We start from the raw sequence: 12237 nt of genomic DNA on the forward strand, positions 1-12237 counted from the left end.
GGCCTGGAAGACCAGCCATTCGGAGGCAAAGCCGTTGAAGGGCGGCAGCGCCGAGATCGAGACGCAGCCGATGAGGAAGACAAAGCTGGTCACCGGCAGGCGATGGATGAGGCCGCCCAGCTTCTCCATGTCGCGTTCGCCGGTTGCTGTCAGCACGGCGCCGGCGCCGAAGAACAGCAGACTCTTGAAGAAGGAATGGTTCAGCACGTGGAAGAGCGCCGCGGTGAAGGCCAGCGCGGCCGCCGACGGCATGCCGTTTGCCTTGAAGGCCAGCGCAAGGCCGAGGCTGGCGAAGATGACGCCGATATTCTCGATGGTGGAGTAGGCGAGCAGCCGCTTCAGGTCCTTTTCCATCAGCGCGTGCAGGATGCCCAGCACCGCCGTCACGCCGCCGATGAGAAGCACCGCGACGCCGGACCACCATGCCGGCTCGCCAAGCAGGTCGAACACCACGCGGACGAAGCCATAGATGGCGACCTTCGTCATGATGCCGCTCATCAGCGCCGAGACGTGGCTGGGTGCCGCCGGATGGGCAAGCGGCAGCCAGGCATGCAGCGGCACGAGGCCGGCCTTGGAGCCGGCGCCAAGCAGCATGAGAACCAGCACCGCGCCGGCGACGAACGGGCCGGGATGCGCCGTCCGCATCGCGTCGAACGCATAGGTTCCCGCCGGCCCGGCCAACAGGCCGAAGGCAAGCAGCAGCGCCATCGTGCCGAAGCTTGCCATCACCAGGTAGATGTAGCCGGCCCGCCGGTTGGCCTCGTCGCGGTGATGCGCCATGACCAGCGCCCAGGAGGCGAGCGACATGAATTCCCAGGACAACAGGAAGCTGAAGGCGTCGTTTGCCAGCACCACGAGGTTCATGCCGGCAAGGAAGGCGGGATAGAATGGCAGCACCCGATGCGGCTGGGATTCATGCCGGCCGTAGCCGAGGCCGTAGAGACTGGTGATCGTGCCGCCCAAATTGACGACGACGAGAAAGAACGCCGACAGGCCGTCGAGGCGGAACCGGGCGCCGGTCCAGGGCAGGCCGAGCGGCAAGGTGGCGGAGGCCTCGCCGGGGTTGCCGGCAAGATGGCCGGCAGCAGTCGCGAGCAGCACGGCTGAAATGACAAGTGTCGCGCCATAGACCAGGCGCGTCGCGGCGGCGAGCCGGCTGGCGGCCGCGGCCATTATGGCCGTTGCCAAAAACGCGGCAGGACCGCACAGCAGAAGGGCGACGGTCGAATTCACGGCTGGCTCCCGCCCGATTCGACCTGGCCGCCATCGGGTTCGGGCGCCTTGGCGGGATCGAAACCGCTCTTCAGCCGCACCCCGCGCCCGCCGCCTGGGCTCGCCGCGCCTTCCCCGATCAGTTCGATGCCGGAGATCTCGAGCGCCGCGATCAGCTTCATCAGCGAATCGACATTGCCCCGGATGATCGAGCCGCTGGCTTCCATGCGCTGGATCGTCGGCACCGATAGGCGACAATTCGGCAAGCCGGCGCTGATCGATGCCGAGCAGCGATCTTGCGGCGCGCAATTGCGGTGCGGTTATCACCGAGGACTCACTCGTTCAGGTTTGAGATATTAGGTCTCGGTGCTATAGCCTACATTAAAATGTTCTATCGTCAAGGATTGATGTTTAGAACATCTATGTTGATGGCGTGACAGTGTGGGCCGAAGGCGCGGCAGCCCCTGGCCAGATACGGCACCCATCTATGCAGCCGGCGTCAGAGTGCCGGGATACGGAAGGGCTTCTCAGCGCTCCACGGCTGCGTAAGCCAGCGCCAGGATGCATGGGGAGGTGGCAAAACGGACGGCCAGGCGACGGCCCGGCGAAGTGACCGCCTCGCCCTTTTCGAAATCGATGGCGATGTCCTCGAAACCCAACACGCGACCGTCGAGCGGGAACGACGCCTTGTAGGCCGCTTCCTTGACCGCGAACAGGATACGGCCGCCCAGCTTCGGATCGAGATCACCCAGGCGATCCTTCGGGGCGGCAACCATGGCCCTGAGGTCGTCGGGCAATGGCAAGGCGGGTTCGATGTCGACGCCGACGCTTCGCAGCGCGCCGGATCGCGCGACGACTGCTACGGCCATCGTGTCGTCATGCGCGATCGAGCCGACAATGCCGGCCGGCCAGATCGGGCTTCCCGATCGGCCGCGCAATATCGCGGGGTTCACGCATCCCAGACGCCGCAGCAATTCATGCGCGATGTGGCGGCCTGCCCCGGTGGCGGCGCGCGCGCCGGGTTCGCGCGTCGCCATGGAAGCGCTTTCCGCGGGCAGGATATATTGTTCGTCGCCGGCGAGGATATGACGGCAACCGGCGCTCAGGCCGGGCGGCGCGAGGCCGGCCAATGCCTGCTCGACGGTGTGTCGGATGCTTGCCGACATGCCTTGCGGCCGGGTTTTCAACGCTCTATCCGCCCCAGTTCGAGCGTGGCGATCATCTCGTCGTCTTCGTCCAGTCCTTGCTCGACGAAACCGAAGCCGGCGTAAAGCCGGCGCGCCGCCTCGTTCTCCGGTTCATAGCAGATCGCAACGCGGCGGATGTGGCCGAGCTTCGCGATCTCTTCCAGCGCCTTGCCGACAGCGGCGCGGCCGAGGCCCCTGCCTTGCTCGCGGCGGTCGATCATGAAGCGATAGATGATCGCTTCGTCATCGTCCTCGGGCGCGCTGTACATGAGGAATCCGACCACGCGCCCGGCGAAGACGACGGCGCGAGCGATCGCCTCGTCATCCTGCTTGGCCTCCGCCAGCGATTCGGCGTTGGAGGCGACGTACTCCTGCTGCTCCGGCAACAGTTCGAGCGCCAGTATCGCCGCCCGGTTGCCCTTGCCGACAGGCTCCAGGGTAACCAGCCGGTCGCTGATGCCGGCGCGGCGCGTCACGGGGCATGCCCGACTTCCATCGCGCGGGCGTCGATCGGCGTCACCACGCCATAGAGCTTCGCCGGGTTGCCGCGCCAGACCGTGTTCGGCTCCAGCACCTCGCCCTTCATGACGAAGCAGTCGACGTCGGCCACCGATCCCTCGCCCATCGTCACCGCGTAATGAACGAAAGCGGACGGCGCCAGCGTGCAGCCATTGCCGATGCGGATGTAGTCGGACTTGAACGCGCCTTCCTCCAGCGAGTGCGGCTGGATCACGCAGCCTTCGTTGAGCGTCACGTCGTCGCCGATCTCCACCAGCGACCGCTCGGTGATGATGCAGCCGCCGTCATAGAGGCGCAGCCCCACCTTCACGCCCAGCATGCGCAGGATCGGCGGCCGGAACGGGGTGCCGGTGAACAGGCCCATGATCGGTGAATCGGACAGCTTCCAGTGACGTTCGTGCCGCCAGAAAACCGGGTCGTAGATCGTCGCCATCCTGGGCTTCAGGCGGCGGAAGCCGAGGCTGGCGCGCTCGAGGAAGATATAGAACGGGATGCCGATCGCCGTGGTCAGCATCACCGCCACGAACAGTGCCGTCTGCCCCCACTCGGTATAGTAGTTCAGCGCGCGGTCCCAGATTGCGAGCGTCAGGAACAGGATCAGCCACTGCGCGGCCACGAACATCAGCGCAGTGACCAGATTGTGCAGGTTCTTCAGCGGCAGGCGGCGACTGCGCTCCTTGTCGGAGATCAATCCGAGAAGCTCCTTGTCGCGATTGACCATGCGCGGAATTTCGAAGGGTGGCGAGCCCAGGAGCCCGACATTCTCGCGCACGGGGCCGTCCACCGGCACGTGGACCTTGGTCCCGAGCAGGCAATTGTCGCCGACGCGGGAATCCGGTGAATAGATGATGTTGTTACCGAAGAAGTTGCGTTCGCCGACCCGCGTGTGCTCGAGCCGGAAGGAGTTGGCCGACTTCTGCATGTTCACCATGAACAGACCGTCCGACACCATGGTGTGCGAGCCGATCTCGCTCAACTGCGGGTTTTCATGCCGCTGGTTGGTGCCGAAATTCGATCCGGTCTGATCCACCTTGTTCAGCTTCCAGCCGATGGCGCGCAGATAATAGACGACGGCGGAACTGTCGCCGAACAGCACGTTCAGGAGCCGCACATTGCTGACCAGCTCCAGCATCGTTTGCAGCCAGTAGTGGAAGCCGTAGAGCGAATAGTTCCGGCCGGGCTTGAGCACGAGGTTGAACAGCCGCGGCACGATGGCCGCCAGCAGCACCCCGCCGATGATGAAGCCCGCCACCGTGACCGTGGTGCCGATCGCCACGACGCCGATGGTCTCATCATAGTCGTCGCCGACATTTTCCCAGTAGCTGTGGAACAGAAGCGGGAACGGTGTGACGATGGCAAAAAGGATGAAGAGCTGGATCGCCTCGTAGATGACGCGGCGCACCCGCGACAACGGGACGTTGGGCACATTGCAGTAGTCCGCCTCGGTCGGGATCGCAGGCGAGCCGTGCCAGTGCTCTCCGGCCGGAATGGTCTGTCTGCGATGCAGCGACGAAGCGTGGCCGAGCTGGGTGCCGTCGCCCATGCGCGTGTCGATGTCGAGCGTCGATCCGACGCCGACAAAGGCGTTGTTGCCGATATCGACCGGCCCGGTATGAATATAGCCCGCCTGCGCGCGGAATCCGAGGATCGTCGAGTCCTTGCGCAGGATCGAGTTGTTGCCGATGGCGATCAGATCGGTGCAGACCGGAACGGCCCTGCACTCGACGACGGTGCGATTGCCGAGCCGCGCGCCGAGCAGGCGCAGATAGAGGCTATAGAGCGGACTGCCGCGGAACAGCACGACCGGAGCGCTGCGGACCAGAGTCTTGACGATCCAGAATCGATAGTAACGCCAGCCCCAGATCGGAAAGGTCTCGGCCTTCCAACGGCCGACCAGCAGCCATTTGGCTGCGACGGCGAAACCGCTCAATCCAAAGAACACGCTGGCGGACAGAAGAACGCAACGCAGATAGAGAGACACCGGGTCGTCCAGGGCGTCATAGACCCAGTTGAGACCGTCATTGATCGTCCACAACGCCACATAGCTGTAGACCGCGTAGAACAGCAGCTGGCCGAACCCCGTTGCCCAGATGGCAAGATTGGAGGCCCTGTGCGTCAGCATCGGCTCGCGCGCGGCAACCGCGGCCGTCTGGGGTTCCCGCAGATGTTCGGCAAGCTTCGCCACCGTGGGGTGCAGGTAGATGTCGCGCATCGACGTCGTCGACCAGGCCTTGCGCGAGCGGATGCGCGCGCAGAACCGCGCCATCAACAGCGAGTTCGCGCCTAGGTCGTCGAAGAAGTGGTCTTCGATGGAGATGACCTCGAATTTCAGCACGTCCGCCAGCGTCTCCACGAGGAACTTCTCGTCCTCGTTGCGCGGGTCGATCATCGCATGGCCGGCGGCGACACGCGCGCTCGTCGGCTTTGGCAATTTCCTTAGGTCGACCTTGTTGGAAACGGTCATCGGGATCGTGGGCAACTGCTCGAGATAGGCCGGAACCATGTAATCGGGCAGCCGTCGCTTCAGCTCCTGCACGAGAGCGGTGCGGTCCCCACCGTCGCCGCCGCTTTTGGGGGCATAGTAGCCGACCAGCTCGGTGCGCTCGGGCTCGATCTCCCAGGTCGTGACCGCCGCCTGCGCGATGCCGGGCTGATCCAAAAGCACGGCCTCGATCTCGCCCAGCTCGATGCGATAGCCGCGGATCTTGACCTGCGTGTCGATGCGTCCGTGGTATTCGATCTCGCCCTTGTCGTTGATCCGGCCAAGATCTCCCGTCCGATAGATGCGGCCGCCTGGGTTGTTCGGCAGACCGATGAAATCATGGATGAATTTCTCATCGTTGAGTTCCGGCCGGTTGAGATAGCCGACCGCGACGCCCATGCCGCCGATGCAGATCTCGCCCAACGCGTCGCCGCTCAGAACCTGTGGCTTTTTCGGATCGAGGATGGCGATCGAATAGGTCGGCAGCGGCCTGCCGATCGTCACCGGTTCATCCGGCGTCAGCAAGGCCATGGTGGCTGTGACGGTCGCCTCCGTCGGGCCGTAGGTGTTCAGGATCTGGCGGCCGGGCTTCGCCCACCGCACCACGAGCTTGTGAGAGCAGGCCTCGCCGCCGACAAGGATCGCGCGCAGGCTTGGCGCATCGCTCTCGATCGACGACAGCAGCGTCGGGCTGCAGGCCATGCAGGTGATGGTGTGCTCGCGCAGGAAACTGGCCAGCTCCTCGCCCACCAACGGCTGCTGGCCGGGCGCCGGCACAACGGTCGCGCCCGCGGCGAACGGCACCCAGATCTCCTCCGAGGAGAAATCGAAGGCAATGGTCATGCCTTGATAGACGCGGTCGCCCGGCTGGTAGCCATAGGACGCCGCCGCGACGCGGATGAAGTTGCAAAAACTCTGATGGGTGATGACCACGCCCTTGGGCTTGCCCGTGGTGCCCGACGTATAGAGGATGTAGCAGGTCTGATCCTGGGCGCCTTCCGGCAAGGGCGCCGTTTCCGGCTGGAGCGCGATTTCGGACTCCGCCGAATCGATCGAGATATGCGGAACGGGCAGGCGCGCCACGCGCGCGGCATAACCGGAAACGCTGATCACCATCGTGACGTTGGCGTCCTCGATGATCATCACCATACGGTCTTCGGGAAACGCGGTGGCCAAGGGCACGAATGCCGCCCCGGCCTTCATCACTGCAAGCACCGCGATGTAGGTTTCGGCGGAGCGGTCGAGCAAAAGGCCAATCCTGTCGCCTGGCTTGACACCGCGCTCGATCAACAGATGGGCAAACTGGTTGGCGCGGCTGTTCAGCTCGCGATACGACCAGCGCCGACCGCCGGAGATGACCGCCGGTGCGGCATCGAAGCGGCTCGCCAGATCGGCGAATAACCGGTCGAGCCGCTCATGCGGATCGCCTTTCTGGATGAAATCAGGGCCGATCAGGATCTGCTCGCGCGGCGGCGCCGCGGTGGCTGCTTTGGCCTTGCGGGAATCCTGCTTGGCGGGCTTGGTGGCTTCGGTAAGAGACATCAGAGAACCTCGCGGGCTCCTGTCCGCCCGCATTACGTGAGTGGTGAAATGATAAAAAACTAACGACGGCTGGCCAGGCGCCTTCTTCGCGGACGGTGAAATGATCGTGCCGTGGCGCGTATGGGACCGGGGACTGGCCGACTTCGAGCAGGCCTATGCTGCTGCGCTGATGGCCGATCCGTGACGATCGCGCGGCTTCACGATGATTTGATGGAGCAGTGCCTCACGCGACGATCAAACGCCGACGGGATGGATGTCTGCATTCTCGAGGCAGTAGGCTGCATGGCGAAAATCGCGGATGCGCACAACCTCTTCGCCGCGCCAATGGACCAGCACGAAGCCGCGCACGGCATCGTCCGCCTGCGGGTTGCGGATGAGGATCGCCGGCAGGCCATCGACAAAGCCGAGCGACAGTGTCCAGTCGCCGAGGCGCTCGTAATTGCCGAAATAGGTCGAGGCTTCCTTCTTGCCGGTGAGGCGGGTGCGGTTGACGACGTCGACCTGGACGTCCTGGGCGATCAGCGCCCTGACCCCGTCGAAATCGCGCGCGTTGAACAGCTCGATATAGCGGCGCAGCCGGCGCTCTTCTTCCGGTTCGAGTTTCGGCATCGCGAGATCGGCCGGCGCCGAAGCCAGCGCCTTCAGCTCCGCCCGGCCGCGATGCAGAGCCGCCTTGGTGGCGGCAAGCGTCGCGCCCGTCACCTCGCAGGTCTCATGCAAGGTGAGGCCAAGCACGTCGACGAGGATCACGGCGCTGCGCTGCGCCAGCGTAAGCTGCATGAAGCTGCGCAGGCTTGCCGCCGCCGCGAGCCTCACCTCGGCGTTGGCCGAGAGATCCTCGATCGTTGTCATGTCGGCCTCGGTGACGCGGGAGCGCTCCCGCTGGCGGCGGCGCAGATGATCCTGCGCCGCGTTATGAGCGATGCGGAACAGCCACTGCTCGGGGCGTTCGACGAGAGCGCCGCCATCATGGGCGGCGAGCGCCTTCACCACTGCCTCCTGCACGATGTCCTCGCCCTCGACGGCGGAGCCCGCCATGCGCGCGACATAGCGGTGCAGTTTCGGGCGCAGGCCGACGAGCATGGCTTCAAGTTCCGCGCGGCCGAACCCTGCCAAGCTCATCGTCCTCTTTCTCGCCTCGCCAATGCCAAGGTCAGGCGGGCACGGCTTCATTGGCCCTGGCCAGCATACGATAATCGCCGACGATCTTCGCCGGCGACCTCACAAGCGGCGTCGAACGCCGGCCGGCATGATCGGCGCTGAACGCCTTGAACGCGTCGAGCTCGGTCAGCGCCGAGCTGTCCTTGTCATAGCCGACAAGGTGGACGAACTCGCCGTTATCCAACTCAAGCACCAGATAGCGCACCGATCGCGGCTGCGTTTCGTCCAGCGCCTCGAACACTTTTTCCACCAGCGCCCGGTTCTCGGCGATGTTGGCGTCCTTCACGCCATAGCGGATCAGATTGTAGGTCATGGGAGTCTCCTGTTTGCGGGTCTGCATGAGGAAGACGTTCCATGGGCCCGAAAGGATTCTCGGGCGGCTCTGTTTTTTGATTGCCTCCGGCGATCAGCCGGTTCCGTCGGCCGCGCCGATCATGGAGGCGATCGTGTCGTCGCCGGCCGATTGCGGCCGCATCCGGCCGCTGGCCAGCGCGATCGACAGTCTGCACAAGGCTGCGTTGACGGGCGTCGCCATGCCGTGCAGCCGCCCGAGCAGCACGATCTCGCCGTTGAGGAAGTCGGTTTCGAGGGAGCCCGTCCCGCGCACGATGCTCTGCAGCGTCGACGACCCGACGCGCGTTCGGCCGGGAATGGCGGTTATGGTCAGTTCCTGGCGGGCCATGGCGTCGGTCTTGTCCCACGCTATTCCGGCGGCGGTCAGCACCGCCTCCGCCTCGGCGAGCGCCCTGGCATACCATTTCCGCTGAAGCTCGGTGTCGCCAAGCGCCGCGTCGATGATGTTGCGAAGATTGGCCAGCAGCTTGCGGTATTTGCTGTCCATCACATTGTCCCTGGCCTCGACGATGAAGCCGGACGTGCTCAGGACCCCGCACAGTTTCTCGACCGCGTCGTCGGTTCCGGAAGGATAGCGGCCGATGTCGAAGGCGCCGATCTTGGGCGCGAAATAGGTCCCGACCTCGCCGGGCGTGTCGTAATCGGCCGGCAGCATCACCGTTGCGCCATAGACATTGGCAAAGAAACGCAAGGCCAGCGCCTCGTTGGCGACGCCGTTCTGGAAGCAGAATACGGGTTGCGTCGCCAGGCCGGCGGCGTTGAGCCGTTGCAGCGCGCCGAGCGTGTCTGGCGTTTTCATCGTCAGCAGCACGACATCGTCCGGCTCGAAGGAAATCTCCGCCGGGTCGGCATAGACAGGAAAGCGCGCGGTCCTGGTGCCTTGCGGAGTGGAAAGCGACAGTCCCGAAGCGCGGATGGCATCAAGCTGCCTGCCGCGGGCGATGCCGAGGACCGTGTGGCCGAAAAAACTCAGCTGGGCCGCGATGGCGCCTCCTATCGCGCCGATGCCATAGACGATGATGCGCATGCTCTTCCCGCTGATTGGAGTTCGGTCGACAACTGTTGACTGAAAAAGCCTACAGCGTTGTCGCTAACCCGGCGATCACCTGCCCCCTCCGTTCACGCAATCGTGGCCGCCGCCGCCCGTCCGGCGCTGCGCCCCGAAAAGATGCAGCCGCCGAGGAAGGTGCCCTCCAGCGCCGCATAGCCATGCAGGCCGCCGCCGCCGAAGCCGGCTACCTCGCCGACCGCGTAGAGCCCCGGAACCGGCTGTCCGGCGGCATCGAGCACGCGGCTGTCGAGATCGGTCTCAAGCCCGCCCAGCGTCTTGCGGGTGAGGATGTTGAGGCGCACCGCTATCAGCGGGCCGTTCGCCGGATCGAGCATCTTGTGCGGCCTGGCCGTGCGGATCAGCCTGTCGCCGAGATAGGTGCGCGCGCCGCGCAGCGCCGTGATCTGCGCATCCTTGGAGAACGGGTTGTCGAGCTGCCTGTCGCGGGCGCGGATCTCGCGCTCGACCTGGGCGACGTCCAGCAGCGGCTCGCCGCCGGCCAGCGCGTTCATGCGCGCCACCAGCTTTGAAAGGTCGGCCTCGACGATGAAGTCTTCGCCTTTTTCCATGAAGGCTTTCACCGGGCCGGGAATGCCCGATGTCGCGCGGCCCAGCACTTGCCGCCAGCTCTTCCCGGTGAGGTCCGGATTCTGCTCGGAGCCCGACAGAGCGAACTCCTTCTGGATGATTTTCCTGGTCAGGATGAACCAGGAATAGTCGAAGCCGGTGCCCATGATATGGCTAAGCGTGGCGAGCGTATCGAAGCCCGGATAGAGCGGCACCGGCAGCCTCTTGCCGCGCGCGTCGAGCCAGATCGAGGAGGGACCGGGCAGGACGCGGATCGCATGCTCGGTCCAGATCGGCGCCCAGTTCTTGATGCCCTCGACATAGTGCCACATGCGGTCGCGGTTGATGATCCTGCCGCCCGCGGCCTCGGTGATCGCAAGCATGCGCCCGTCGACATGGTCGGGCACCCCGGTAATCATGCGCTTGGGCGGCGCGCCCAGGCGCTCGGGCCAATTCCTGCGCACCAGCTCGTGATTGCCGCCGATGCCGCCGGAAGCGACGATCACTGCTTGCGCGCTGAGCTCGAACGCGCCGGACACGGCGCGCGAGCTCTTATGCCCGCGCTCGACGCTGCTCGCCTCCAGCACGTCGCCGCGCACGCCGGTGACGGTATCGCGGGTGCGGATGATCTCGTTGACCCGATGACGGAACCTGAATTCGACCAGCCCGCGCTTCTGCGCCTCGCGCACGCGCAGCACGAAAGGTTCGAGCACGCCGGGTCCGGTGCCCCATGTGACATGGAAGCGCGGCACCGAATTGCCGTGGCCGACGGCATTGCCGCCGCCGCGCTCGGCCCAGCCGACGACGGGGAAGAATTTCAAGCCGCGCTCGATCAGCCAGGAGCGCTTCTCGCCGGCGGCGAAGCCGACATAGGCCTCGGCCCATTTGCGCGGCCAGAAATCCTCCGGGCGGTCGAAAGCGGCCGTGCCCATCCAGTCCTCGAGCGCGAGGTCGTGCGAATCGCGGATGCGCATGCGCCGCTGCTCCGGCGAATCGACCAGGAACAGTCCGCCGAAGGACCAGAAGGCCTGGCCGCCCAGCGACTGTTCCGGCTCCTGGTCGACGATGATGATTTTCTTGCCGGCCTCCGCCAGTTCGGCAGCGGCGACGAGCCCCGCCAGCCCCGCGCCGACAATGATCACGTCCGCGTCAGCCATTTTTCCTCCCAGAATGAGCCGGCAAACTTATTCGAAACCTACGCAATTCAGGAGAAGTGTGACGCGGTTTTCCGTTTGGAATTGCGTAAAAGCAAAAATCGTCAGACCGGCTCCCAGCCGTCCTTGTCGCCGGCGCGGAAGATGGCGTCGATGACCTTCTGGTTGAGCACCGATTCCTCCAGCGTGAAGACGCGGTCCTTGCCGCCCTGTGCGGCGCGCACGAAGGCCTCGCATTCCAGCCGGTATTGCTGCGTGCCGGGGAAGCGGAACACCTGCGCCTCGGTATGGTTCTGGTTGTGCAGCTCGATGCGGTGGTGCTCGTAGAGCCCGGCATTGAACGGGCCGAAGACCTCGATGAAGCCTTTCTCGCCGTGGAACACCATCACCTGGCGCGCCGCCATCTGCGTCGAGAGATAGAAGGACAATTCGAAGTCGCCGAAATCGGCGCGGATCGAGGAATAGATGTCGGTGCCGAAGGTCTTGTCGCGCTCGATCGTCGCCTGCACGCGGATCGGCTCCTTGCCAGTCGAGAACCGCGTCGACACCGTCGGATAGACGCCGATATCGGGCAGCGCGCCGCCGCCGAGGTCTAGCTTGTTGCGCATGTTGTTGGGATCGACATTGTAGTAGGAGAAGGCGCCCTGCACGTGCCGCAGCCGGCCGATGGCGCCGCTGGCGATCAGATCGCGCACCTTGATCCATTGCGGGTGATAGGTGACCATGAACGCCTCGCAGACCAGCACCTTCTTTTGGTCGCGCAGCTTGATCAGCGGCGGGATGTCCTTGGCGTCGAGCGCCAGCGGTTTTTCCACCAGCACATGCTTTCCGGCCTCGATCGCCTTCGCCGTCCATTCAACATGCTGCGAGGTCGGCAGCGGGATGTAGACGCCGTCGACGTCCGGGGAGGCAAGCAGTTCCTCATAAGAGCCGAAAGCATGGCGGGCGCCGAAACGCTCGCCCAGCGCCTTGGCCTTCGACAGGTCGCGGCTGGCGATCGCCGACAGG

General features: G+C 64.9%; 9 protein-coding genes and 1 pseudogene. All 10 read right to left on the minus strand.

Features of this window, described 5'->3' with window-relative positions; translation table 11 throughout:
- Positions 1–1173 (minus strand): proton-conducting transporter membrane subunit (locus tag EOA27_RS05925; protein WP_281059397.1); only part of this gene is annotated, 1173 nt, incomplete at its 3' end.
- A 56-nt stretch (positions 1174–1229) separates the two neighbouring features.
- A pseudogene (locus EOA27_RS05930) lies at positions 1230–1539 on the minus strand (helix-turn-helix transcriptional regulator).
- A gap of 200 nt (positions 1540–1739) precedes the next feature.
- Positions 1740–2399, minus strand: coding sequence for a 4'-phosphopantetheinyl transferase superfamily protein (locus EOA27_RS05935; RefSeq protein ID WP_245491038.1), 660 nt, complete (start codon positions 2397–2399; stop codon positions 1740–1742).
- Positions 2396–2875, minus strand: a complete 480-nt coding sequence (locus EOA27_RS05940; RefSeq protein ID WP_245467304.1) for a GNAT family N-acetyltransferase — start codon at positions 2873–2875, stop codon at positions 2396–2398. Before EOA27_RS05940 ends, EOA27_RS05935 begins: the two co-directional genes overlap by 4 nt.
- Positions 2872–6942 carry a Pls/PosA family non-ribosomal peptide synthetase gene (locus EOA27_RS05945; RefSeq protein ID WP_245491039.1) on the minus strand — a complete coding sequence of 1357 codons (4071 nt, stop codon included), beginning with the start codon at positions 6940–6942 and terminating at the stop codon, positions 2872–2874. Before EOA27_RS05945 ends, EOA27_RS05940 begins: the two co-directional genes overlap by 4 nt.
- 234 nt (positions 6943–7176) lie before the next feature.
- Positions 7177–8064: an RNA polymerase sigma factor gene (locus tag EOA27_RS05950; protein WP_126080137.1), complete on the minus strand. Its 888-nt coding sequence runs from the start codon at positions 8062–8064 to the stop codon at positions 7177–7179.
- Between the two features lie 31 nt (positions 8065–8095).
- Complete coding sequence (locus EOA27_RS05955; RefSeq protein ID WP_245467300.1) at positions 8096–8416, minus strand: hypothetical protein; 321 nt, start codon at positions 8414–8416, stop codon at positions 8096–8098.
- A 93-nt stretch (positions 8417–8509) separates the two neighbouring features.
- The gene (locus tag EOA27_RS05960; RefSeq protein ID WP_126080136.1) at positions 8510–9484 is read right to left on the minus strand and encodes a 2-dehydropantoate 2-reductase N-terminal domain-containing protein; all 975 of its coding nucleotides are present in this window, start codon (positions 9482–9484) and stop codon (positions 8510–8512) included.
- Between the two features lie 92 nt (positions 9485–9576).
- A complete protein-coding gene (locus EOA27_RS05965) occupies positions 9577–11232 on the minus strand; it encodes an FAD-binding dehydrogenase (protein ID WP_126080135.1) in 1656 nt (551 codons plus the stop codon).
- Between the two features lie 101 nt (positions 11233–11333).
- On the minus strand, positions 11334–12237 hold a 904-nt coding region (locus EOA27_RS05970), incomplete at its 5' end, for a Gfo/Idh/MocA family oxidoreductase (protein ID WP_145970268.1).

The sequence above is a fragment of the Mesorhizobium sp. M2A.F.Ca.ET.037.01.1.1 genome (assembly GCF_003998075.1).
Lineage (GTDB): Bacteria > Pseudomonadota > Alphaproteobacteria > Rhizobiales > Rhizobiaceae > Mesorhizobium.

Bases quoted from the DNA above. Each gene is read 5' to 3' on its own strand.
- EOA27_RS05945 (WP_245491039.1), bottom strand. From the start codon at position 6,942: ATGTCTCTTACCGAAGCCACCAAGCCCGCCAAGCAGGATTCCCGCAAG.
- EOA27_RS05950 (WP_126080137.1), bottom strand. From the start codon at position 8,064: ATGAGCTTGGCAGGGTTCGGCCGCGCGGAACTTGAAGCCATGCTCGTC.
- EOA27_RS05955 (WP_245467300.1), bottom strand. From the start codon at position 8,416: ATGACCTACAATCTGATCCGCTATGGCGTGAAGGACGCCAACATCGCC.
- EOA27_RS05960 (WP_126080136.1), bottom strand. From the start codon at position 9,484: ATGCGCATCATCGTCTATGGCATCGGCGCGATAGGAGGCGCCATCGCG.
- EOA27_RS05965 (WP_126080135.1), bottom strand. From the start codon at position 11,232: ATGGCTGACGCGGACGTGATCATTGTCGGCGCGGGGCTGGCGGGGCTC.